The organism is Sphingopyxis sp. GW821-FHT02C12, assembly GCF_059421785.1.
In genome coordinates, this window is sequence record NZ_JBWKVQ010000001.1 from 3049280 (window position 1) to 3071363 (window position 22084).

The 22084-nt window shown below is 65.9% G+C and carries 22 protein-coding genes; 12 read left to right on the plus strand and 10 right to left on the minus strand.

The window, feature by feature from the left end; genetic code table 11:
- Positions 1–66: 66 nt before the first annotated feature.
- Positions 67–1158, plus strand: a complete 1092-nt coding sequence (locus AC07U1_RS14515; RefSeq protein WP_495176017.1) for an acyl-CoA dehydrogenase family protein — start codon at positions 67–69, stop codon at positions 1156–1158.
- Between the two features lies 1 nt (position 1159).
- On the plus strand, positions 1160–2383 hold the full coding sequence (locus tag AC07U1_RS14520) for an acyl-CoA dehydrogenase family protein (protein ID WP_495176016.1): 1224 nt from the start codon (positions 1160–1162) through the stop codon (positions 2381–2383).
- Positions 2384–2489: 106 nt separating this feature from the next.
- Here the strand turns inward: AC07U1_RS14520 and AC07U1_RS14525 are convergent, their stop codons facing one another.
- On the minus strand, positions 2490–3980 hold the full coding sequence (locus AC07U1_RS14525; RefSeq protein WP_495176015.1) for a class I adenylate-forming enzyme family protein: 1491 nt from the start codon (positions 3978–3980) through the stop codon (positions 2490–2492).
- Between the two features lie 74 nt (positions 3981–4054).
- Between AC07U1_RS14525 and AC07U1_RS14530 the strand changes: the two genes are divergently transcribed.
- The 3 genes from AC07U1_RS14530 to AC07U1_RS14540 all read left to right on the plus strand — a co-directional run bounded on the left by AC07U1_RS14530 (position 4055) and on the right by AC07U1_RS14540 (position 7062).
- A complete protein-coding gene (locus AC07U1_RS14530; RefSeq protein ID WP_495176014.1) occupies positions 4055–5341 on the plus strand; it encodes an FAS1-like dehydratase domain-containing protein in 1287 nt (428 codons plus the stop codon).
- Between the two features lie 136 nt (positions 5342–5477).
- Positions 5478–6272, plus strand: a complete 795-nt coding sequence (locus AC07U1_RS14535) for an enoyl-CoA hydratase-related protein (protein WP_495176013.1) — start codon at positions 5478–5480, stop codon at positions 6270–6272.
- Positions 6265–7062, plus strand: coding sequence for an enoyl-CoA hydratase/isomerase family protein (locus AC07U1_RS14540; RefSeq protein ID WP_495176012.1), 798 nt, complete (start codon positions 6265–6267; stop codon positions 7060–7062). The genes AC07U1_RS14535 and AC07U1_RS14540 overlap by 8 nt, the downstream gene beginning before the upstream one ends.
- A gap of 98 nt (positions 7063–7160) precedes the next feature.
- Here AC07U1_RS14540 and AC07U1_RS14545 read toward each other — a convergent pair whose 3' ends face one another.
- Positions 7161–7949, minus strand: coding sequence for a thioesterase family protein (locus tag AC07U1_RS14545; RefSeq protein ID WP_495176011.1), 789 nt, complete (start codon positions 7947–7949; stop codon positions 7161–7163).
- Between the two features lie 95 nt (positions 7950–8044).
- Between AC07U1_RS14545 and AC07U1_RS14550 the strand changes: the two genes are divergently transcribed.
- Genes AC07U1_RS14550 through AC07U1_RS14575 form a run of 6 tightly spaced genes read left to right on the plus strand, consistent with a single transcriptional unit; the run spans position 8045 to position 14124 of the window.
- Positions 8045–9256 carry an acyl-CoA dehydrogenase family protein gene (locus tag AC07U1_RS14550; protein WP_495176010.1) on the plus strand — a complete coding sequence of 404 codons (1212 nt, stop codon included), beginning with the start codon at positions 8045–8047 and terminating at the stop codon, positions 9254–9256.
- 1 nt (position 9257) lies between these two features.
- Entirely contained in the window at positions 9258–10253 is a 996-nt protein-coding gene (locus tag AC07U1_RS14555) for an acyl-CoA dehydrogenase family protein (RefSeq protein WP_495176009.1), read from the plus strand.
- A 4-nt stretch (positions 10254–10257) separates the two neighbouring features.
- Positions 10258–11631 (plus strand): wax ester/triacylglycerol synthase domain-containing protein, encoded by a 1374-nt coding sequence (locus AC07U1_RS14560; protein ID WP_495176008.1) that lies wholly within the window; start codon positions 10258–10260, stop codon positions 11629–11631.
- On the plus strand, positions 11628–12686 hold the full coding sequence (locus AC07U1_RS14565; protein ID WP_495176007.1) for a DUF7064 domain-containing protein: 1059 nt from the start codon (positions 11628–11630) through the stop codon (positions 12684–12686). The genes AC07U1_RS14560 and AC07U1_RS14565 overlap by 4 nt, the downstream gene beginning before the upstream one ends.
- 14 nt (positions 12687–12700) lie before the next feature.
- Positions 12701–13192: a nuclear transport factor 2 family protein gene (locus AC07U1_RS14570; RefSeq protein ID WP_495176006.1), complete on the plus strand. Its 492-nt coding sequence runs from the start codon at positions 12701–12703 to the stop codon at positions 13190–13192.
- A 41-nt stretch (positions 13193–13233) separates the two neighbouring features.
- Positions 13234–14124 (plus strand): NAD(P)H-dependent flavin oxidoreductase, encoded by an 891-nt coding sequence (locus tag AC07U1_RS14575; protein WP_495197720.1) that lies wholly within the window; start codon positions 13234–13236, stop codon positions 14122–14124.
- On the opposite strand, the gene AC07U1_RS14580 is transcribed toward AC07U1_RS14575, so the two are convergent.
- Positions 14121–15110, minus strand: a complete 990-nt coding sequence (locus AC07U1_RS14580; protein WP_495176004.1) for an NADPH:quinone oxidoreductase family protein — start codon at positions 15108–15110, stop codon at positions 14121–14123. The two genes, AC07U1_RS14575 and AC07U1_RS14580, sit on opposite strands and share 4 nt — an antisense overlap.
- 67 nt (positions 15111–15177) lie before the next feature.
- On the opposite strand from AC07U1_RS14580, the gene AC07U1_RS14585 reads away from it, so the two are divergent.
- Positions 15178–16158, plus strand: a complete 981-nt coding sequence (locus tag AC07U1_RS14585; protein ID WP_056347599.1) for an NAD(P)H-dependent flavin oxidoreductase — start codon at positions 15178–15180, stop codon at positions 16156–16158.
- Positions 16159–16303: 145 nt separating this feature from the next.
- On the opposite strand, the gene AC07U1_RS14590 is transcribed toward AC07U1_RS14585, so the two are convergent.
- The 7 genes from AC07U1_RS14590 to AC07U1_RS14620 form a co-directional block, all read right to left on the minus strand.
- Positions 16304–17050, minus strand: a complete 747-nt coding sequence (locus tag AC07U1_RS14590; protein ID WP_492738350.1) for an SDR family NAD(P)-dependent oxidoreductase — start codon at positions 17048–17050, stop codon at positions 16304–16306.
- Positions 17040–17864: an SDR family oxidoreductase gene (locus tag AC07U1_RS14595; RefSeq protein WP_495176003.1), complete on the minus strand. Its 825-nt coding sequence runs from the start codon at positions 17862–17864 to the stop codon at positions 17040–17042. Before AC07U1_RS14595 ends, AC07U1_RS14590 begins: the two co-directional genes overlap by 11 nt.
- Positions 17865–17869: 5 nt before the next feature.
- Entirely contained in the window at positions 17870–19156 is a 1287-nt protein-coding gene (locus AC07U1_RS14600; RefSeq protein WP_495176002.1) for an acyl-CoA dehydrogenase family protein, read from the minus strand.
- Between the two features lie 14 nt (positions 19157–19170).
- Positions 19171–20238 (minus strand): phosphotransferase family protein, encoded by a 1068-nt coding sequence (locus AC07U1_RS14605; protein WP_187139893.1) that lies wholly within the window; start codon positions 20236–20238, stop codon positions 19171–19173.
- The gene (locus AC07U1_RS14610) at positions 20235–20693 is read right to left on the minus strand and encodes a MarR family winged helix-turn-helix transcriptional regulator (RefSeq protein ID WP_187139894.1); all 459 of its coding nucleotides are present in this window, start codon (positions 20691–20693) and stop codon (positions 20235–20237) included. Before AC07U1_RS14610 ends, AC07U1_RS14605 begins: the two co-directional genes overlap by 4 nt.
- Positions 20694–20764: 71 nt before the next feature.
- The gene (locus AC07U1_RS14615; RefSeq protein ID WP_187139895.1) at positions 20765–21187 is read right to left on the minus strand and encodes a nuclear transport factor 2 family protein; all 423 of its coding nucleotides are present in this window, start codon (positions 21185–21187) and stop codon (positions 20765–20767) included.
- Positions 21180–22040: an SMP-30/gluconolactonase/LRE family protein gene (locus tag AC07U1_RS14620; protein ID WP_495197721.1), complete on the minus strand. Its 861-nt coding sequence runs from the start codon at positions 22038–22040 to the stop codon at positions 21180–21182. Before AC07U1_RS14620 ends, AC07U1_RS14615 begins: the two co-directional genes overlap by 8 nt.
- Positions 22041–22084: the final 44 nt, after the last annotated feature.

Genomic DNA, 22084 nt, shown 5'->3' on the forward strand with positions numbered 1-22084 from the left:
GCTCATGGTTGACCTAGTTATACAACTCGCTATGACACAGACCGATATGAAGGGGCAAGGCCTGCGATGAATTTCGACCTTAGCGATGAACAGAAAATGCTCGGCGAGCAAGCCCGCGCGCTGCTTTCCGACCTGTCGCCGTTTGACCGGCTGCGCCACCTGATCGATTCGGGCGCCGAATGGGACGAGCCTTTGTGGCGCGAACTTGCCGATATGGGGTTCCTTGGCGCCGCGATTCCGGAAGAGCATGGCGGGCTCGGTCTCGGCGCGCTCGACCTTGGCGTGATCATGGAAGCGCTCGGCGGCGCCAACGCCGCGGTCCCCTTCATGAGCTCGATCATATTGGGTGCCGAGGCGATCCGGCTGGCGGGCAGCGAGGCGCAGAAGGCGGCGTGGCTACCGAAACTGGCGAGCGGCGAGGCTGTCGCGACATTCGCTTATGCCGAGGGGCCAGGGCCGGTGTTCGCGACCGGCGCGAAACTTGAAGGCGGCAAGCTCAGCGGGAACAAGTTGCCGGTTGCCGACGCGGGCATCGCCGACATCGCGGTCGTGCTCGTCGCGGGCGGCACTTTTGCGCTCGTCGAACTCGACCAGCCCGGCGTCACCCGCACGCGGCTCGACAGCTTTGACCAGCTCCGCCCGCACTACCGCCTCGACTTTGCCGATGCGGTTGCCGAAGCGCTGCCCGGCGCGGGCAAGCTCGACCGACTGATCGACCAGGCTGCGGTGCAGGCCGCGTTCGAAGCCGCCGGCGCTGCCGAGGCGTGCCTGACCATGGCGCGCGACTATGCGATGGAGCGCCAGATGTTCGGCCGTCCGCTCGCGGGCTATCAGGCGATCAAGCACAAGCTCGCCGATGTCGCGGTCGCGACCGAACTCGCGCGCTCCAACGCTTATTATGGCGGCTGGGCGGCCGAATCCTCGCCCGACGACCTGCCCGCCGCCGCCGCCGCCGCGCGGCTCTCTGGAATTAAGTGCCTCGAGCTTGCGGCGCGCGAGAATCTGCAGGTCCATGGCGGCATCGGCTACACCTTCGAGGCGAACTGCCATTTCTATTACCGGCGCGAGCGGATGCTCGCGGTGCATCTCGGCAATCGCGGCTTTTGGGCCGACCGGCTGCTGAACGCCCAACCGGGCAGCCAAGGGAAAGCGGCGTAAGATGGATTTCAACGACAACGCGCAAGAAGCCGCCTTCCGCGCCGAAGCCCGCGCCTGGCTCGCCGCTCACGCCCCAGCGCATGTGCTGACGCCCGGCGAGAAGATGCCCGACACCGAAGAGGCCGATCGCGGCCGCGCGTGGATGCGCGCGCTTTATGCCGGCGGCTGGTCGGGGCTGACCTTTCCCAAGGCGCTCGGCGGGCGCGGCCTGTCGGGGCCGGAGGCGGTGATCTTCGCCGAGGAAGAAGGCAAATATCATTTGCCCAAGGGCCCCTTCACGTCGATCGGCACGGGCATGGCGCTGCCCGTCATCGCCAAGCACGGCAGTGACGAGCAAAAGGCGCGCTTCATCGAGGCGACGTTGAAAGGCGACATCACCTGGTGCCAGCTTTTCTCCGAACCCGCCGCCGGGTCCGATCTCGCCGCGCTGCGCACCAAGGCGGTGCGCGCCGAGGATGGGTCGGGCGACTGGATCGTCAACGGCCAGAAAGTCTGGTCGAGCTGGGCGCATCTGACCGATTGGGGCATCCTGGTCGTGCGCACCGATGCGACGCTGCCCAAGCACAAGGGGCTGACCTTCTTCGTCGTCGACATGAAGACCCCGGGGATCGAAACGCGCCCGATCCGCCAGATTTCGGGCGCGAGCGAGTTCAACGAAACCTTCCTCACCGATGTTCGCATCTCCGATGGGAACCGTCTCGGCGCCGAGGGCGAGGGTTGGGCATGCTGCATGACGGTACTCATGGGCGAACGCCTCGGCTCGGGCGCGCATCGCAGCGGGGTCGAGCCGCTGATCGACTATGCCGCCGCGACCCCCGACGGCCATGGCGGCACGATGCTCGACGATCGCGCGATCCGCCAGCAGCTCGCCGAGGCGCTGGCCGAGGAGCAGGGCGAACGCTTCTTCCAGGCACGGCTGCGCACGATGGTGTCGAAGGGCGAGAACCCCGGTGCGCTCGCGGGCATGGTCAAGCTCGCTTATGCGGGCCGCTACCAGAAGACCAACGGCCTCGCGCTCGAACTGCGCGGGCTCGCCGGCATCGCTCCCGAGGCGAGGGATACCGCGACAGGCGACGTCCAGTACGACTATATCTATTCGACCGTGATGCGCATCGCGGGCGGCGCCGACGAGGTGCTGCGCAACCAGATCGCCGAACGCGTGCTGGGCATGCCCGGCGAGGTGCGCATGGACAAGGATGTGCCGTTCGAGAGTTTGAAGGGTTAAGTACAATGCTCGTCATTGCGAGGAGCCGAAGGCGACGCGGCAATCCAGAGTGGCGTAAACCGCCCTGGATTGCTTCGCTCCGCTCGCAATGACGAGTGTTGGGGAGCTACGCCGCCCGCCGCCGCGCTTCCGCCGCTTTCGCCAGCGGCTCGGCCAGATCCTTCTTCAGGATCTTCCCGTTCGGGTTGAGCGGCATATGATCCATCACGACCAAAGTGCGCGGCACCTTGTTGTCGCCCAGATGGGCCTTGCAGAATGCGATGATGTCGTCGGCCGTCGCTTCGCCGCAGCCGGGGCGCAATGTGACAGCGGCGGCAATATCCTCGCCCAGCACCTCATGCGGGACGCCGACCACCGCCGCCTGCTGGACCGCGGGATGCAAATGCAGCACCGTCTCGATCTCGAGCGGGGTGATGTTGTAGCCGCCGCGGATGATCAGCTCCTTCGACCGGCCGGCCATGATCAGGTCGCCGTCTTCGTCGACGAAGCCGAGGTCGCCGGTCTTGGTCCAGCCGCCCTTGAAGCTCGCTGCGGTCGCTTCTTCATCGTTCCAGTAACGCCGTGCATGCTTCTGCCAGCCGTAGATCTCGCCGACGACGCCCGCTTCGGTGATGACATTGCCGCCCTCGTCGCGGATCTGCATATGCGCGGGTAGCTTGCCGACGCAGCCGGGTTTGAGCACCTGTTCCTGGCTGGTCGTGCCCAAGCCCACGCCGCCCTCGGACATGCCATAGCTGTTACGTATGCGCAGGTGCGGCCACAGTTCGGCCGCGCGCTTCACCGAATCATGCGGTAGCGGCGCGGTGCCGGTCATCAGATATTTGACTCCCTCCATGTCGTAATCGCCGACATCGGGATGATCGAGCACGAGCCGCAGCATCGACGGCACCAGGTAGACAAGATTCGGCCGCTTTTCCTTCGCCAGCTCCAGAAAGCCCTTCGGATCGAATTTCTGCTGGGTGATCGCGGTCGCGCCGCCGCGCGCGGGCAGCATCACGATGCCGATGTTGCCGCCGGACCCGGTGAGCGGCAGCGCGTTCAGCGTCGAGCGCGAGCGGTCCATGTTGAGGCCGGTGACGCCGGTCATCAGATCGGGGTGCGATATCACGACGCCCTTGATCTTGCCGGTCGTGCCCGAGGTGCCGAGGATTTCGGCGTCGGCCGCCGGGTCGAGGCTCGTCTGGTCGGGCAGCGCCGCGATATCGCGCGGCATGGCATCGACGCGCCAGCAACCGGCAAGCGGCACATCCTTCATCAAATCGGGCGCATCGGTCAGGCAGAAACGCGGTTCGCACAAGGCCGCATAATCGGCGATTTCCCGCGGGTTGAGGCGCGTGCTGATCGGGCAGGCGATGCCGCCGGCGCGGAACACCGCGAACACCGCGATCGCCATCTCGATCGCATGCGCATTGCTGATCGGCAGGAATACCCGGTCGCCGGGAACCAGTCCCGCCGCCGCCAGACCGCCGCCTACTTCGTCGGCTTCGCGGTCCCATTCGGCGAAGGTGATTTGCCGCCGCGTGTCGTCGTGCGCGATGTCATTCGACTGGTGCGTCGCGCGCACCTTCAAGGCATCGCTGATGCGGCGAACTTCCATTGCGGCTTTATCCCCTTGCGTCATTGTTGGGCATGTATTACCTAGTTATACAACTCGTGACAAGGGAGATAGTGATGGCCGAGGCGAAAAGTGACATCAAGCAGAGCGATGAGTGGCAGAAAGCCGTCGCCTATGAGATTACCGACGAGGATATCGAGCGGCAGCGCAAATTGCTGGGATTCGATCAGGCCGCGAAGACCCGCGAATATATCACCACCGCGACCGAGGATAATATCCGCAACTTCGCGCACGGCATGGGCGACGACAAGCCGCTCTACACCGATCCCAATTATGCCAAGAAGACCCGCTGGGGCAGCGTGATCGCACCGGGCATGATGGCGGGCATCATCAACAAGCCGATGAAGGGGGACCCGATTCCCGACGACATCAAGGCTCTCAAGAAAAGCCTGTTCCGTGGCATCCACGTTTTCGTGTCGGGGTCGCAATGGGATTTCTATCGCCCGATCTTTCCGGGCGACACCATCTACAGCTTCAACGGTGACGAGACGTGCGAGGTCAAGCAGTCCGAATTCGCCGGGCGCTCGGTGATCACCAATCGCCGCGACGTGAAGATCAACCAGCGCGGCGAGGTCGTCGCGGTCTATCGCATCCTGCGCGTGCTCACCGAGCGCAAGACCGCCGCGAAGAAGGGCAAATATTCGGCGATCGAACCCGCGAGCTACACCGACGAGGAAATGCAGGCGATCGAGGACATCTATGCCAAGGAGCATGTTCAGGGCGCCAAGAAGCGCTGGTTCGAAAGCGTCGAAAAGGGCGATTCGGTCGGGCTGCAAGCGAAAGGTCCGCTGACCGTCACCGACGTTATCTGTTTCCACGCCGGCGGCTATGGCTTCGTGCCCTATGCGCCGACCGCCAACCGCCTCGCGCACAAGAATCGCCAGCGCATCCCGGCCTTCTATGTGAAGAACGAGCATGGCATTCCCGACGTCGCACAGCGGTTGCACTGGGACCCGGTGTGGGCGCAGGCGATCGGCAATCCGATGGCCTATGACTATGGAGTCATGCGCGAAAATTACCTGTGGCAATATCTGAGCGACTGGGCCGGCGACGATGCCGTCATCACCCACATCCACGACGAGATCCGCAAGTTCAACTATATGGGCGACGTCCAGCGCGTCACCGGCGAAGTGCTGGCGAAGCGCCAGGAGGGTGGCCAGAATCTCGTCGACGTCGCGGTGAAGTTCACCAACCAGCGCGACGAGGAAACGGTTCGGGCCACCGCGACGATCGCGCTGCCGAGCAAGGATCGCCCGCAGCCGCTCTATCCGCAGGTTCCCGAAGAACTCGCGCAAAAAGCGGTCCAGATGCTGGCGCGCCACCGCGAACTTGGCGGGGATTGACCGGACGGCCGATCGCCGATCGTCTTCACGTCGTCATTGCGAGGAGCGAAGCGACGCGGCAATCCAGAGCAGGCGCAAACCGCCCTGGATTGCTTCGCTTCGCTCGCAATGACGAAGGGAGAGAACGGAGAGATTTATGAGCGAAATACTGATCGACGATGATGCGGGGGTCCGCACCATCACCCTCAACCGGCCCGACCGGCTCAATGCGCTGACCGGTTCGATCATGGCGCCGCTCGCCGACGCCTGCGCCGATGCGGCGCGCGATGCGTCGGTCGGCTGCGTCGTCGTCACCGGAGCGGGCAGGGGCTTTTGCGCCGGCGGGGACCTCAAGGAAGGCGGCGCCGACAAGGCGGTCGTGCCCGCCAATGCCGACAGCGGCAGCCGCACCGAACAGGGTCATGTGCGCCTCCGCAGCTTCATGGAAACCTCGCGCCTGCTCCACGAAATGCCAAAGCCGACGATCGCGATGGTCAACGGACCCGTCGCGGGCGCTGGCATCGGCATCGCTGGGGCGTGCGACCTGCGCTTCGCCGCGAAAAGCGCGAGCTTCCTGACCGCGTTCGACCGCATCGGCGCGGGCGGCGATTTCGGATCGACCTGGTTCTGGACCAAGATCGTCGGCACCGGCGTCGCGCGCGAGCTTTTCCTGCTCGGTGAAAAACTGACCGCCGACGAGGCCTTCGCCAAGGGACTCTACACCCGCCTGTTCGACGACGACGTGCTGCGCGAAGAAACGATCAAGGCCGCCCGCCGCCTCGCCGACGGCCCGCGCATGGGCTATCGCTATATGAAGGCGAACCTCAACAATGCCGAGGATTGGGCCTTCGAGGCCGCGCTCGATGCCGAGGCGCTCAACATGGGCCTGTCGACCAGCGCGACCGCAATGGTCTGGCGCGAAAAGAAAAAGGCCGAAAATCCCGATGGCTGATTTTGCGCATATCCGCATCGACCGCCACGATGCCGGCATCGCCGCCGTCACCGTCGCGCGCGCCGACATCGGCAACGCGTCTTCGCCCGAAATGCTCGGCGAGATACGCGACGCTTTCGTGGCACTGTCTTCGGATCGCGACGTTCGCGCAATCATCCTCGCCGCCGAGGGCAAGCATTTCTCGGTTGGTGCCGATTTCGCTTTCCTGCAACGCCTGACCGGCATGGCGGCAAGCGAGATCAAGGACACCGTCTACGCCAATTTCCAGGGTGCCGCCCGCGCCATCTATCGCTGTCCGAAACCGACGCTGGCGCTGGTGCAGGGCGCGGCGGTCACGGTCGGGTGCGAACTCGCGCTCGCTTGCGACTTCCGCATCGCCGCCGACAGCGCGATGTTCCAGGAAAGCTGGATCAAGCTCGGCATCATGCCGCCGCTCGGCGGCACCTTCCTGCTCCCGCGCATCGTCGGGCTCGGCCGCGCGATGGAAATGTGCCTGCGCGGGAAACAGGTGCGCGCCGAGGAAGCACTGAGCATCGGACTGGTGAGCGAGGTGGTCGCGAAGGACGATCTCGCGGCGCGCGGCATGGACATGGCGCGCGAACTCGCCGCATCGGCCCCGCTCGGCTATGCGACGGTCAAGCAATCGATCCAGCGCGCGCTCGAAAGCAGCATGGAGGCCGAATGGCAGGCCAATCTGCCCAATCAGGCGCTATTGCTCGGTAGCCAGGATCACCGCGAGGGACTGGCGGCGGTCACCGAAAAGCGCGCGCCGGTTTTCAGGGGCGAATAACGCACCTCCGTCATTGCGAGGAGCGAAGCGACGCGGCAATCCAGAGTAGGCGCAAGACCACCCTGGATTGCTTTGCTTCGCTCGCAATGACGAACTTTTTACCGCGGACTTCCGGGCGCGACAAAGACTGTCTGCGTGCCCTTGGCATAAACGCCGTCCTCATCGGCGAAGAGATTCTGCGCCACCGCATGCCCGTTGCCCGCGCCCTCGGTGTGGGCGTCGAGCAGGAGCCATGCGCCGCGCGGCATGCGAAAGAACTGGATGCCGATGTCGAGGTTCGCATAGCTCCATTCATGCGCGTGCGTCGCGCTGCCTACGCCATTGCCGAAATCGGCGAACAGGCACGCCTTGACGAAGGGCGACGCCGGCACGCCGCGCACGACCTCGCCGTTCATGCACATCCAGGCCACGCCGCGGCCCGGTTCGCGCACCTGCCCCATGACCGGCCGCGTTCGGATCGCCCCAGCCATGCTCGCGCCGATCAGGAAATCGTCCTCGGTCACATCCTCGGGCGCGGGGTGCGGGTGCAGGGGATGAAATTCGGGCGTGTCGAGCTGCCGTGCCAGCAGCACATGCGCCTGCGCGACCATCTTCGCGCCTGCCAGCAGTTCGATGCGATAGAGCTGCGCCTGCCGTCCCTGGCGCACCGGGACGATGCGCGGGACCAGCGGCGCGCGCGGCACGATGCCCAAAAAGTCGATCGTCACGCGGCAAATTTCGAACCCCGGATCGAAACCGGCTTGTTCGATCGCATGCGCGAACAGCGCCGAGATCGGCCCGCCGGCGACCGCATCGGCGAACCAGGGGTTGCGCGACAGGCCGGTGGGTTCGAAACCCTCGGCGGTGTGGACGAAATAATGGGGGATTGGGTCGGCGGTGCTGTTCATCGGCGCCTCCTACCATGCTTCGCCCGCCGCACAACATGGTTGACGTAGTTATATAACTTAAGCATAGAATCGCCATCGACAAGGGAGAGCGAGCGATGGATCTGAGCTATGGCGAGGCCGCCGAGGTCTTTCGTACGGAGGTCCGCGCCTTTCTGTCGTCGCACTGGCCCCGGGCCGCCGACCTGCGCGGCGCCGATCTCAAGGCGTTCATCCGTACCTTTCGCACCCAGGCGACCGACGCGGGCTATCTCTACCGCGCTATTCCCAAGATCTATGGTGGCTCCGAGCAAAGCGTCGATGTCATCAAGGCGCAGGTGATCCGGGAGGAATTCGCGCGCGCCCGTGCGCCGATGGAAGTCGGCGGCAACGGCATGAACATGACCGTGCCGACCCTCCTCGAAAAGGGCAGTGACGAGCAGAAGGACCTTTTCATCCGCAAGACGGTGTCGGGCGATTATATCTGGGGGCAAGGCTATTCCGAACCCGGTTCGGGCAGCGACCTTGCGAGCGTGCGCACCAAGGGCGAGCTGTCGCCCGACGGCAGCAAGTGGATCATCAACGGTCAGAAGATATGGACGTCGCAGGGCATGCAATCGACGCATATGTTCATGCTGGTGCGCACCGAACCCGATGCGCCCAAGCATGACGGCATCACCTATCTGTTGATCGACCTCGACCAGCCCGGCGTCACCCGCCGTCCGATCCGCCAGATGACCGGCGAGGAGGGCGATCACACCTTCTGCGAATTTTTCTTCGACAATGCCGAGACCCCGGTGTCGTGGCAGGTCGGCGAACGCGGGCAGGGCTGGTATGTCAGCCGCACGACGCTCAAGCACGAACGCGCGAGCATCGGCGGCGCCGACGGGCTCGGGCGCCAGTTCGCCAAGCTCGTCGAACTCGCGAAGGAGGTCGACCGCATCGACGATCCGATCGTCCGCGACAAGCTCGCCCAGATCGAAGGGTCCGTCCTTTCGCACCGCTACACCAGCTACCGCCTGTTCAGCTGTGCGGCGGCAGGCGAGGACCCCGGTCCGGTCGCGCTGATGATGAAATTGCTGCTCACCGAAATCGGGCACGAGATGGCACTGCTCGCGCAGGACCTGATCGGCGAGCATGGCTTTGTCGAACCCGCGGGCGCCGGAGGACGCGGCAATCGCGGGCCGCGCGGACCCGAAAAATGGCTCGACCAGATCATGGGCAGCCTCGGCAATTCGATCGCCGGCGGCGCGTCGAACATCCAGCGCAACATCATCGGCGAACGCGGCCTCGGCCTGCCGCGCGATCTTGCGATGAGCGGGGAGCGCTGAGATGCATTTTCACCTGACCGAAGAACAGATGGCGATCCAGGACGCGGTGCGCGGTACGCTCGCCGACGCCTGGCCGATCGAGCGGCTTCATGCCTTTGCCGATGGCGACGATGATTTCGACCGCACCAGCTGGGACGCGCTGATGGCGCTCGGCCTCGGCGGCACGCTCGCGCCCGATAGCGGCATGGGTCTGCTCGACGCCGCGCTGGTGTGCGAGGTCGTGGGCGAGGCAGCTGCACCTGGGCCGCTAATCGGCCAGCTTCTCGCCGTCGCCGCCGTTGCGCACAGCGACGATGACGCAGCAAAATCCCATCTCGAAACGCTGGCGAGCGGCGAAAAGGTCGCGACGCTGGTCCACGGCGGCAGCGCGTTTGTCCCTTGCGCGCGCGCCGCCGACTTTTTCCTGATCGTCGACTGCGAAGCCGGGGTCCGCCTCGTCGCCGCTGCCGACGCGGCGATCGAGGCGGTGAAAGCCGCCGACCGCAGCCGCCCGGTGTCGAAGGTCGAGATTCCCGTCGATGCCGGCGAGACGCTCTTCGCCGCGAGCGACCCGATGACCGGCCGTCTCGTCGATGCCGCGCTGGTGCTGGTCGCCGCCGACGCGCTCGGCGGCGCGCAGAAGGTCACCGACATGAGTGTCGCCTATGCGAAGGACCGCGAACAGTTCGGCCAGCTGATCGGCCGTTTCCAGGCGCTCAAGCACCAGCTCGCGCATATGGCGCTCGACGTGGAGCCAGCGCGCGCGCTCTTGTGGTACGCCGCCTATGCCTGGGATGCTGGCCTCCCCGACGCGCCGCGTGCGGCCGCGATGGCAAAGGCTCACCTGTGTGACATCTACGTCCGGTCGACCCGGGCGGCGGTCGCCGCGCATGGGGGCATCGGGTACACTTGGGAATATGGACTCCATTACTGGTTTCGTCGCGCGGCTTTTGACCGGGCATGGCTCGGAAGCCCCGCCGCGCATCGCGCGCGGGCGGCGGTCCTCGCGGGGTGGTGACGGCGTGAGCGGCGTCCGCGACCCGCTCCAACTCGCCGCGGGCGTCCGCCGGCTGCGCCCCGACGATCATTTTATGATCCTGTCCGAAACCGACGCGTCTCCGATGCATGTCGGTGCACTGATCCTGCTCGATGTGCCGCCCGACCGGCAGGAGGGTTTTGCCGCGGCGATCCGCCGCCAGTTTGCCGAGCGTCTGCCCGCGACGCCGCTGCTCGCGCGGCTGCACGAAGCCCCCGACGGTTTCGATTCGGACGTATGGGCCGATCTCGCGAGTTGCAATCTCGACGCGCTTGTCGCGGTCCAGCCGCATCCCGGCGCGTGGGCCGACGACGAGCTTCATGCCGCCGTCGCGATGCTCAACATGCGGCGGCTCGACCTCGAAGGTCCGCCCTTCGCGGCGCATGTCTTCGAACGGCTCGCGCACGGCGGCAGCGCGCTCTACCTCAAGATGCACCACAGCGTCGCCGACGGCATCGGTTTTCAGACCGTCCTCGCCCTGCTCAGCGACGCCGCGCCCTCGGTACCGCAGCGCACCGCCGACGCGGCGTTGCCCGACGGGGGGACTTGGCGCGTGCTCGCGCAGACGCGGTTCGCCGACGAGGCCGCGCAGCGCGCCGAACAGTCGGAGCGCCGCCGAGATGCGCTCGCTAAGCTCGAAGCCCATAAGGGCGACCGCGCCCCAACGCCGCAGCTCAAGATGTCGGGCCCGACCTCGGCACGCCGCCGCTACGCGACGATCAGCCTGCCGCTCGCCCGCGTGAAGGCGGTCGGCAAGGCGCTCGAAGCCACGGTCAACGACATCTTCCTGACGCTCGCCAGCACGGCGCTCCGCAAATATCTGATCGAGATCGACGATCTTCCCGGCACGCCGCTGGTGGTCAATTCGGCGCGGTCCTATCGCCGCCCCGAACATGGCGATTTCGGCAACCGCATCGTCGCGTTGCATCCGCATCTCGCGACGCACCTCGCTGACCCCGTCGAACGCCTGCGCGCGATCCAGGCGTCAATGGCCGCAGAGATGCGCCGCACGCCGCACGACGAGGCGCTGCTCGACGCCGCCGAAAAGCCTTTCGGCGCCAAGGATCGCCGTATCGCCTTTGCCGAGCGGCTGGCGGGTGGCAAGCGCCTGATCCCCGGCAATTTGACGTTGTCGAACGTGCCCGGCCCGGCCGAGGCGCGCAGCTATGCCGGCTTTCGCCAGCGCAACAATTACCCCGTGCCGATCATCGGCTCGGGCCGCTTTCTCAACATCACCTCGCGGCGCAGCGGCGACAATCTCGACATGGGCGTGATCGCCGATGCCGAGAAAATCGCCGACGCGGGCCGCATCGCGGCGCTGTTCGCCGCCGCGCTCGACGAACTGGAGACGATTGCATGACCGACGACCTGGCGTTCAAGCCGGAAGACGACCGCTACCATCAGCTATCCGACGATCCCTATGAAACCGAGACCAACTGGTGGTCGTTCAACATCCCCGAACGCAAGATCGGCTGCTGGATCCATGCGCCCTATTATCAGAACCGCAAGGCGGTCACCTGGCGCATCTTCGCCTGGGATGACGAGGGCTATGACCAGGCGCGCATGGCCTATTATCGCAAGGTCGAGGAAGCGGCGATGCCCGACGCGCCCGACCTCACCGACATCGTCTTTCCCGGCGACAAGAACGGTGGCGGCTACAGCCTCAAGATGATCGAGCCGGGGATGAAATATCACCTCCAGTACGAGGACGCGTCGCGCGGTTTCGCGCTCGATTTCACCCACACGGGCCTCCACGAACCGCACCGCTTCCCGCCGGGCAAGCCGCCGTTCATGGCGACCCCGCATTACGACCAACTTGGCCATGTCGAAGGCTGGATGACCCTGCGCGGCGAGCGCATCCGTATCGACGGCATCGGGGTGCGCGACCGCACCTGGGGGCCGCGCGGCGGACCCTATGCGGCGAGTCCGAAAGTCTATGCCAGCGACATCGAACGCGTGAAGCACCCCGGCGGCGCGCGCTGGCGCGAGATCGAGCGTGAGCGCGGCCGCGGACGGATCCAGTATATCTTCGGCCACCGCCTCGACGGCACCGGCTTCCTCGGCTTCGCGCGCGTGCAGGACGGCGACGCCGACGGCTGGTCGCCGATGAACGCCGGCTGGATCCGCCGCGACGGGAGCTTTGGCAGCCTCGATTCGAGCCAATCGCGCATGCGCGTGTTTCGCAGCCCGAAAACCGGCTGGAGCACGCATATGCAAGTCGAGTTGGTCGACGAGCATGGCCGCGAAATGAAGAGCGAAGGCTTCGTCGTCAGCACGATGAGCGAAGCGGGTTATGGCGTGAACCAGCTGATGCGCTGGGACATCGACGGCGGCATCGGCTGGGGCGAGGATCAGGACGTATGGAATCCGGTCCATTATGTCCGGGTGCTCGACGCGCTGAAGGCGACTGTCTGAAATAAGGGGGAGATATGCGGAAAATCCTGATCGGACTGACGGCGGCGGTTGCGCTAGTCGGATGCCAGCCAAAGCCCGAAGCCGCGGCGCCGGAGCGCGATGCCAAGGCGGTGATGGAAGCGTTCTGGAATAACACCGACGCGAACCGCTTCGGCGCCAACGGGGCGCTGCTTGCCGACGACATCGTCTTCATCGACCCGATATGGGGACGCTATGAGGGCAAGGAAGCGGCGACCAGATTCCTCGCGCAGTTCGAAGGCGCCGGCGACGGCTGCTGCACACTCGACCGGCTGGTCACTGATGGCAATGTCGGCTGGGCCTTCTGGACGCTGCACGCACCGAACGACGAACAGCCGTGGGTCGGCGTCTATCAGGTCAAGGACGGCAAGATCGTCTTTTATCAGGATATCCATCAGCGCGTCTATTCGGCGGAAGAGCAGGCCGCACACAAGGCTGCGTTCAAACAGGCGCAGGATGCGAAGAAATCTGCCAAGACGCGCGGATGACGATCTTTTCCTACCTCTCGCTTCCCCTGATGTGCGCACCGATGAGCTTCGCCTCGTCGGTCCCGCTCGCTGTCGCCTGTTGCCAGGCGGGTGTGATCGGCGGCTGGCAGGGCGGCACGATCACGCCGTTCGAACAGTTCGAAGACTATCTGGCGGCGCTCGCCGACACGGGCGGCGCGCCGCCGATCGTCAACATGCCCGCGCGCTGGGGCAGCGACCCCGCGGGAGCCGACCGACTTGCGCTGCTCGAACGCTATCGCGTCCCGTTCGTCCTCTCGAGCCTCGGCGATCCCTCGGCGCTCGTCGAGCGCGTCCATGGCTGGGGCGGGCGCGTCGTCCATGACGTGACGACGATGAAGCACGCCGAAAAGGCGATCGCGGCGGGCGCCGACGGGCTGATGCTGACCTGCGCGGGGGCGGGCGGACACACCGGTTTCCTGACCCCGATGGCGTTCGTTCCCGCGGTGCGGCGGATGTTCGACGGGCTGCTGATCGTCGCGGGCGGCATCGCCGACGCGCATGGCATCGCCGCAGCGCTCGCGCTCGGCGGCGATATCGCGTGCATGGGCACGCGCTTCATCGCGACGCCGGAGAGCGGCGTGGTCGAAGGGCACCGGACGATGATCCCCGTGGTGAGCGCCGACGATATCGTCGCCTCGGCGGCGATGAACGGCGTTCCCGCGCACTGGATGCGGCAATCTATCGAGGCGGTCGGCCTGGATGCGAAAACGCTACCCAACACGCGCTCGCCGATGCCCGAGGGCGTGATGCCTTGGCGCGACATCTGGAGCGCCGGACAAAGCGCGGGACTGATCGATGCGGTCGAGCCGGTGGCGGATCTGGTGGCGAGGCTCAAGGTCGAATTCGAAGCGCTGCGACCGGGGCCGGACTGGCGCGCTCGGCTGGCCGAAATCGCCTCCGGCTGGGTCTAGTCCATCACCAACACGATCCGCCCTGCGCTCTTGCCCGCCGCCGCATCGGTCATCGCCGCGCGAAACTCTTCCAGCGGATAGGCCCGCGCCACCGCCGGTCGCAGCGTGCCTTCGCCCGCCAGCCCAAACACAGCATCGCGATTGCTCTCGCTCTTCTCGGGCTCGAAAATCCCGAACTGGCGGATATCGACCCCGATCAGGCTCGCGCCTTTCAGCAGCGGCAAATTGGTCTTTAGCGCCGCGATCCCGCCCGGAAAGCCGATCACCAGATGCCGTCCGTTCCACGCCAGCGAGCGGAATGCCGGATCGGTCGCCTCGCCACCGACGGGGTCGAACACGACGTCGACGCCCTTGCCGCCGTTCGCCGCCTTGACCTGATCGCGCCAGTCGTCGCCGCGCGCGTCGACCACGGCATTGGCGCCGCCCGCAGTGGCCAGCGCGCGTTTTTCCTCGCTCGATGCCGACCCGATCACCCGCGCGCCCAGATGCTTGCCGATCTGTACCGCAGCATAGCCGGTTGCGCCGCCCGCGCCGAGCACCAGCAAGGTCTCTCCCGCCTTGAGGCTGCCGCGATCGACCAGCGCGTGCCACGCGGTCGCATAGCTCACGGGGAAGACCGCGGCTTCCGCGAACGACAGCGCCGCGGGCATCTTGCGCACCGTGCGCGCGGGCAGGTTGGTCGCGTCGGCGAACATCCCGCCCCAGCCGCTGGCGACGACCCTGTCGCCGATCGCCAGCCCCGACACCTCGGCCCCGACCGCGGTCACCACCCCTGCGCACTCGCTGCCCGGAATGAAGGGCACCGGCGGCTTCACCTGATAGCCGCCGCCCGCGGTCAGCACATCGACGAAGCTGATCCCCGCCGCCCTGATAGAAATGCTCACTTGTGTGGGCGAGGGTGGACCCGGATCATAATCGACCAGAGCGTAATTTTCGGGCGGGCCGAGTTCGTCGGCCCGAACGGCGCGGAGCAGGGGAGCGGTCATCGGACACCTCTTGTCATTGCGGGTTTAGAAGTATAACCAAGTTATATAACTATTGGAGGAAAAGCGGATGGGCTTCAAGACGCGAATCACGGAAATGCTGGGGATCGAACATCCGATCGTCCAGGGCGGCATGCAGGCGGTGGGCACCGCGGAGATGGCGAGCGCGGTGTCGAACGCCGGCGGGCTCGGCATCATCACCGCGCTGACCCAGCCGACGCCGCAGGCGCTGCGCGACGAGATCGAGAAGTGCCGGTCGATGACCGACAAGCCGTTCGGCGTCAACCTGACCGTCTTCCCCACGATCAATTCGCCCGACTACAACGCCTATGCCGACGCTGTCGTCGAAAGCGGGGTCAAGATCATGGAGACCGCGGGCACCCCGGCGGTGCGCGAGATCTGGGCGCGGGTGAAGCCGCACGGCGTCACCATCCTCCACAAATGCACTGCGGTCCGCCATGCGCTGTCGGCTGAGAAAGCCGGCTGTGACATCATCTCGATCGACGGTTTCGAATGCGCGGGCCATCCGGGCGAAGATGATATCCCCGGCCTGATCCTGATCCCGGCGGCGGCTGACAAGGTGAAAATTCCGATGCTCGCGTCGGGCGGTTTCGGCGACGGCCGCGGCCTGATCGCGGCGCTCAGCCTCGGTGCCGAGGGCATCAACATGGGCACGCGCTTCTGCGCCACCAAGGAAGCGCCGGTCCACGACAATGTGAAGCAGGCCTATGTCGACAATGACGAGCGCGGCAGCTTCCTGATCTTCCGCAACTTCAAGAACACCGCGCGCGTCGGCAAGAGCGAAGTCAGCGAAGAGGTCGTCCGCCGCCTTGCCCAACCCGACGCGAAGTTCGGCGACGTGCAGGAACTGGTTGCCGGCACCGCGGGCCGCGAACTGCTGGCCACCGGCGACCTGTCGAAGGGCGTCTTCTGGGCCGGGATGGTGCAGGGGCTGATCCACGATATTCCGACCTGTCAGGAATTGATCGACCGGATCATTTCGGAAGCCGAAGCGATCGTCGACCAGCGGCTGGCGGGGTTTCGCCGGTAAGCCTTGCGCAAAATCCTCCCCGTCGCGAAGCGATGGGGAGGGAGACCGCGCCCGAAGGGCGTGGTCGAGGGGCACCGGCATTCACCGGCGGTCAGCGCTCCGCGCTGCCACCTCCCCATCGCTCCGCGACAGGGAGGATTATATTTCACAGCTGCCCGCCATCCACTCGCACCAGCGCGCCCGTCGTGTACGACGACGCCGGGCTCGCGAGCATCAGTGCCGCGGTCACGATCTCGTCGGGGTTCCCCGGCCGCCCCAGCGCGACCGGCTGCGTCTCGCGCTTCCGCTCGTCCCACGCCTCGGCGATGTCGGTCAGGAACGGTCCCGGGCTGATCGTGTTCACCCGCACCTTCGGCGCATATTCGCGGCTCAGCGACACCGACATCGCGTTGAGCGCCGCCTTCGCCGACCCGTAAGGAATCACCATCGGCAGCGCCATCAGCGCGCCGGTCGAACTGATGTTGATGATGGTGCCGCCATCGCCCTCGCTCATCCGGTGCGCGACCTGGCTCGCGAGCCGGAACGGTCCCTTGAAATTCAGGTTGAGCACCGAATCGAACAGGTTTTCGGGCATTTCGTGGCTGGGGCAGGCGGGCGACATGCCGGCGTTGTTGATCAATATGTCGACACGGCCGAATTCCGCATAAGTGGCCGCGATCAGGCCGTCGATCTCGTCCCAGCGTCCGCAATGTACCGAATGCGCCATCGCCCGGCGGCCGAGAGCGCGGCATTCCGCCGCTACCTCTTCGCATTTGTCGAGCTTGCGGCTCGCCACGATCACATCGGCGCCGCGTTCGGCCAGCGCCTTGACCATGCGGTAGCCCAACCCGCGCGATCCGCCGGTGACGAGCGCGACTTTGCCGGTGAAATCGAACAAGGGATCAGGCGTCATTTTTCGGTTCCTCATATTTTTGGGTATCCGACGCCGGGCGGCTGTCGGGGTGATCGGTTGGAATATCGTCAAAGGCGGCGACAACCCGCGCCATGCGGTCGGCGACGAGCCCGCGATGCTGTCCGTGGGTTACGATGTGCAGCCGGTTTTCGCGAATGCCGCGAACGACCATGTCGCCGACCATGGCCGGGTCCATCCCGCCGGCCCGGGGCGCACGCCCCGTGTTTCGGCCGAGGTTGGTCGTCACCAGTCCGGGGCAGAGCACCGAAACGCCGATCCCGTCGGGCCCCAGTTCGGCGCGCAGCACTTCACTCAGGCCCACGACGGCAAATTTGCTCGCGGTATAGCCTCCCAGCTTTGCGCTGGCGATCAGCCCGGCCATCGACGCGGTGTTGACGACGTGGCCGCCGCGACCTGCCGCGCGCATGGCGGGGACGACGCAGCGGACGCCATTATAGGTGCCGGTCAGCTTGACCGCGACGATCCGGTCGAAATGCGTCTCGGGCATGGCATCGAGTGGATTGAGATCGGGGCCGATGCCCGCGTTGTTGACGAGGATCGAGACCGGACCGAACCGCGCCTCGACAGCCTGTCGCGCGCGCGCCCAAGCATCGCGGTCGGTCACGTCGAGCGCAACCGCCATCGCCGCGTCGCCCAGCGCCGCCGTCTCGCGCTCGAGGGCCTCGCCGTCGATGTCTGCGAGCGCGACGCGCGCACCTTCCCGCGCCAGCGCACGGCCGATCGCAAGGCCGATCCCGCTGCCGCCACCGGTGACAAAGGCGGTCCGCCCCTCGATCGCAAAGGATGCGCGCATCGCGTTTAGCGCGCCCGGATCGCCGCCAGCCGGGTCGGGATATGCTCGCTCGGAAACAGCCCCGCCGCCGGCGTGGCGTTCCGCAGATAAGCCTTGGCGACCTGCACCTTGTGCACTTCGGTCGGTCCGTCGGCCAGCGCCATGCTCGGCAGGCCCATCCACATGTCGGCGAGCGGCAGTTCGAGCGTCATGCCAAGGCTGCCGTGGAGCTGGATCGCACGCTGGATGATGTCGTGATAGACCTTCGCCATCTGCACCTTGCACATCGCGATGTGCGTGCGCGACGCGCCGTGCGGCATGCGGCCGGCCTCGACCTCGTCGATGATCCACGCGGTCTTGAGCACCAGCAGGCGGAATTGTTCGAGTTCGATGATCGAATCGGCGATCGCCCCCTGGACGAACTGATGCTCGCTGAGCTGCTTGCCCTGCGTGCGGCGCGACACCGCGCGTTCGAGCATCATGTCGATCGCGCGCTGGCATTTGCCGACGGTGCGCATCGCATGATGGACGCGCCCGCCGCCGAGCCGCGCCTGCGCGACCTTGAAGCCTTCGCCCGGCCCGCCGAGCATCGCGTCGAGCGGCACGCGCACCTTGTTGTAGCGGATATAGGCGTGGGTGCCGTCATCCTCGCCTTTGCTGTCGCCCATCGTTTGCGAATGGCGGATGAACTCGACCCCCGGCGTGTCGGTGGGGACGATCAGCATCGACATCCGTTCGTGGGGCGGGCTTTCGGGGTTGGTCACCACCATCACGATCAGGAAGGCTGCGAAGCGCGCGTTCGACGAGAACCATTTCTCGCCTTCGATCACCCATTCATTCCCTTCCTGCCACGCGCGGCAGGTGAATTCCTTGGGGTCGGCGCCCGCCTGCGGCTCGGTCATCGAAAAGGTCGAGACGATCGTGCCGTCCATCAGCGGCTGAAGATAGGCCGCCTTCTGTTCCGCGGTCCCGAACATCGCGAGGATCTCGCTGTTGCCGGTATCGGGCGCGGCGGTGCCGAACACCGTCGGTGCCCAGTAACTCCGCCCGAGAATCTCGTTCATCAGCGCGAGGGTGAGCTGGCCAAAGCCAGGGCCGCCAAGCTCGGTGCCGAGGTGGCAGCCCCACAGCCCCTGTGCCTTCACCTGGTCCTGCAGCGGCTTCATATACGCCCGCGATTCCCTGTTCGCGACGTCATAGGGCGCGCCGTGGCCGGGGAAGAGCAGGTCCATCGCTTCGCATTCGTCGCGTACGAATTTCGACATCCAGTCGAGCTTTGCCTGCAATTCGGGTTCGATGCGGAAATCGATCATGCGTCTGTCCTTGATTAGCCGATGAGGCGGATGAGTTTTTCGGCCTCGGCGAAATTGCCGCGGACCAGCCGGTCGAAGAAGCGCCCGGTCTCGGCGCTGAGAATGCCCTTGGCGGCCTGCGCGACCTTATATTCGAGGATGCAGCCGCCCTTGAACATCGCGAGGATCAGATAATAATCGAAGCTCGCCATGCTGCGCCCGGTTCCCGCGGCATAATGCGCCATCAGTTCCTGCCGCGTCGGCCAGTCCATGACATTGTACAGAGCCTTTTCGGGGACATGGCCGGGGAAACGATCGTCGCGGATGCCGTTGCAGAACCAGGCAAGGTCGAGCAGCGGATCGGCGATCGTCGACAGCTCCCAGTCGATCAGCGCGGTCAGCCGGCACGGCGGGTCGAAGGCGAACAGCGCGTTGGGCGTTCCGACATCGCCGTGGATGATTCCGGGGCGGAAATCCGCAGGCTTGTTCGCGCGCAGCCAGTCGCGCGCGAGCGCAAAACCGGGCAGCTCGCGCCATTCGAAATCATAGAGCTGCTTGTAGCTCTTGATCTGGCCTTCCCAGCGGTCGACCTGCCGTTCGAGGAAATTGTCGGGGCGTCCGAAATCTTCGAGACCGACGGCCTTATAATCGACATTGGCGAGCGCGATCAGCCCGTCGACCATCGCGAAGGGCACTTCGCGCGCATGCGGCGGCTTGTCGAAGGGTGGGCGGTCGTGGATGCGTCCGTCGGTGAGGTCGGCGGGCCAGCCCTCGACCAGATCCATGACATAGAAGGGCGCGCCGATCACATCGGCGTCGGCGCAGCTGCCGTGGCAGACGGGGTGGGGGACAGCGGTGCCGTTCAATGCGGTGAGTACCCGCGCCTCGCGCAGCACGCTCTTTGCGCTCCCCGGCGGCGGCACCGCTGGCGGGCGGCGCAGGATCAGCGTGTCGCCGCCGCGATTCAGCGACAGGATGACGTTCGACGTCCCGCCATGGATCTTGCGGGTCACCAGCGGCCCGTTCCCGAGCGCCGGAATATTGGCGTCGAGCCATGCGGTCAGCCGCACGGGATCGGCCAGCGCCGTCACATCGTCGCTCATCGCTCGCGCTCCCGCAAATAGGCTTCGATTTCGGTTCGGATCGCGTGCATCCGCGTCGCGGCGTCGGCGAAGGCGCTGCCGCCGACCCGCGCCATCACTGCGCGTGTTGCCACCTGCGCACGTTCATGATCGGCCGCCTTCAAGGCCCGCCCGGCCGCGGTCGCAACGATCAGCGACGCACGCTTATGCTCCGGATTGTCGGCAAAGGCCGCCAGGCCCAGCTCGGCGAGCCGGTTCGCCGCGCGTTGCACCACCTGGCGCGGATGGCCGAGGCTGCGCCCGATCTGTGCGACCGTGGGCGGCGCCGCGGCGTTCACTACCGCGGTCAGCACCATCAGCTCCATCTCGGGCAACCCGCTCTCGGCGCGCGTGTCGGCAAAAAGCGCCCGCATCCGCCCGCGCAGCCGCGCGACCTCGTCGGCGAATCGTTCGAAATCGGTGAAACGTTCTGACATGGCACTTTGATGTCAAAATGACACTAAGGTGTCAATATGCCAAAGGCGGCTGTGTTGAATTCGATTGGGGTTCAGCGCGACGTCATCGAGTCGAACAGCGACCCTTCGGCCTGCCAGTCGATCCGCACCCGGCGATGCGCAAAGCGCCAGCCGTCGGCGGTCCGTGTCAGCTTGTCGTCATAGGTGCCGCTATGGTCGGGCCCGAAATTGCTGTGCACCGCGAAATAGCTGCGCGCGGTCGCGCGATCGCCGTTGACCGCGATCAGCGGGTTGGTGATATGGTGGCGGATGAAGGTCAGCCGCGCATCGCGCGTTCCCGACGACAGTGCAGCCTCGATCGCGGCGGCACCCTGCGGCGCCTTACCGAGATATTCGAGCACGCCGTCGGCTGCGAAACACGCCGTCATTTCGTTCAGCCGCCCGCGGTCGCCATTGTAGGTGTAGCGCGCGAGCAGGTCGCGGATCGCGTCGCGATCACCGGCAAGATCAGCCATAATAATACAACTCCAACCCCGGCTCGTCCCAGCGTGTCTTCACCAGCCGGCCGGTGGTCGACAGCGTGATATAGGCATCGCGCATATCCGCGCCGCCGAAGGCGATATTGGTGACATAGGGTTCGCCCGCGATCGCGAACTTCGACACCGCGCCGTCGGGGGTGATCGTCGAAATGCCGCCGTCATAGAGCGTCGCGACGCAGATATTGCCCGCCGCCGTCACCGCGAGGCTGTCGAACCCGACGGGGCCGGGTGCGGTCGCGACCCACGCCGGGCGCTGCGGCTCGACCTTGCGGTCATAGCGCCACAGCCGCGCCTGGTGCGTGTCGGCGACATAGACGTGGAGCCCGTCGGGCGACAGGCCGACGCCGTTGTACGACACCGCATGGCGGTTGATCGCGACGATGTCCGACCCGTCGGGCAGCGTGCTGAACAGCCCGCTCGCGGTGCGGATGCCGTCGTGGGTCTTGCCGAGGTCGGTGAACCATATCCGCCCCTCGGCATCGAAGACGATGTCGTTCGGCGCTTCGAGCGCGATGCCGTCGCAGCTGTCGCAAATCCGCTCATACCGGCCGGTCGCCAGGTCGACACGCTCGATGCGGCCCTCATGCCCGGCCCCGCGCGCATTCTGGAATTTAACGAGGTTGAGCCCGCCGCTGTTGCAGACATAGAGCGCGCCGTCGGGCCCGATCGCCGCGCCGTTCGGTCCGCCGCCGATGTCGCAGACCGTCTCGGTCCGGCCGTTCCAGCAGCGCGTGATCCGCCCGCCTGCGAGTTCGACGACGATCACCGATCCGTCGGCCATCACCACGGGGCCTTCGGGAAAGGCGAGACCTTCCGCGATTATCTCCATCATCCTCTCCTATATAACCTAGTTATGTATGTCTTGACACGCAC

Excerpts from the sequence above, each read along its gene's own strand:
- AC07U1_RS14515 (WP_495176017.1), top strand. The coding sequence starts at position 67 with ATGAATTTCGACCTTAGCGATGAACAGAAAATGCTCGGCGAGCAAGCC.
- AC07U1_RS14520 (WP_495176016.1), top strand. The coding sequence starts at position 1,160 with ATGGATTTCAACGACAACGCGCAAGAAGCCGCCTTCCGCGCCGAAGCC.
- AC07U1_RS14525 (WP_495176015.1), bottom strand. The coding sequence starts at position 3,980 with ATGGAAGTTCGCCGCATCAGCGATGCCTTGAAGGTGCGCGCGACGCAC.
- AC07U1_RS14530 (WP_495176014.1), top strand. The coding sequence starts at position 4,055 with ATGGCCGAGGCGAAAAGTGACATCAAGCAGAGCGATGAGTGGCAGAAA.
- AC07U1_RS14535 (WP_495176013.1), top strand. The coding sequence starts at position 5,478 with ATGAGCGAAATACTGATCGACGATGATGCGGGGGTCCGCACCATCACC.
- AC07U1_RS14540 (WP_495176012.1), top strand. The coding sequence starts at position 6,265 with ATGGCTGATTTTGCGCATATCCGCATCGACCGCCACGATGCCGGCATC.
- AC07U1_RS14545 (WP_495176011.1), bottom strand. The coding sequence starts at position 7,949 with ATGAACAGCACCGCCGACCCAATCCCCCATTATTTCGTCCACACCGCC.
- AC07U1_RS14550 (WP_495176010.1), top strand. The coding sequence starts at position 8,045 with ATGGATCTGAGCTATGGCGAGGCCGCCGAGGTCTTTCGTACGGAGGTC.
- AC07U1_RS14555 (WP_495176009.1), top strand. The coding sequence starts at position 9,258 with ATGCATTTTCACCTGACCGAAGAACAGATGGCGATCCAGGACGCGGTG.
- AC07U1_RS14565 (WP_495176007.1), top strand. The coding sequence starts at position 11,628 with ATGACCGACGACCTGGCGTTCAAGCCGGAAGACGACCGCTACCATCAG.
- AC07U1_RS14570 (WP_495176006.1), top strand. The coding sequence starts at position 12,701 with ATGCGGAAAATCCTGATCGGACTGACGGCGGCGGTTGCGCTAGTCGGA.
- AC07U1_RS14575 (WP_495197720.1), top strand. The coding sequence starts at position 13,234 with ATGAGCTTCGCCTCGTCGGTCCCGCTCGCTGTCGCCTGTTGCCAGGCG.
- AC07U1_RS14580 (WP_495176004.1), bottom strand. The coding sequence starts at position 15,110 with ATGACCGCTCCCCTGCTCCGCGCCGTTCGGGCCGACGAACTCGGCCCG.
- AC07U1_RS14585 (WP_056347599.1), top strand. The coding sequence starts at position 15,178 with ATGGGCTTCAAGACGCGAATCACGGAAATGCTGGGGATCGAACATCCG.
- AC07U1_RS14590 (WP_492738350.1), bottom strand. The coding sequence starts at position 17,050 with ATGACGCCTGATCCCTTGTTCGATTTCACCGGCAAAGTCGCGCTCGTC.
- AC07U1_RS14595 (WP_495176003.1), bottom strand. The coding sequence starts at position 17,864 with ATGCGCGCATCCTTTGCGATCGAGGGGCGGACCGCCTTTGTCACCGGT.
- AC07U1_RS14600 (WP_495176002.1), bottom strand. The coding sequence starts at position 19,156 with ATGATCGATTTCCGCATCGAACCCGAATTGCAGGCAAAGCTCGACTGG.
- AC07U1_RS14605 (WP_187139893.1), bottom strand. The coding sequence starts at position 20,238 with ATGAGCGACGATGTGACGGCGCTGGCCGATCCCGTGCGGCTGACCGCA.
- AC07U1_RS14610 (WP_187139894.1), bottom strand. The coding sequence starts at position 20,693 with ATGTCAGAACGTTTCACCGATTTCGAACGATTCGCCGACGAGGTCGCG.
- AC07U1_RS14615 (WP_187139895.1), bottom strand. The coding sequence starts at position 21,187 with ATGGCTGATCTTGCCGGTGATCGCGACGCGATCCGCGACCTGCTCGCG.
- AC07U1_RS14620 (WP_495197721.1), bottom strand. The coding sequence starts at position 22,040 with ATGGAGATAATCGCGGAAGGTCTCGCCTTTCCCGAAGGCCCCGTGGTG.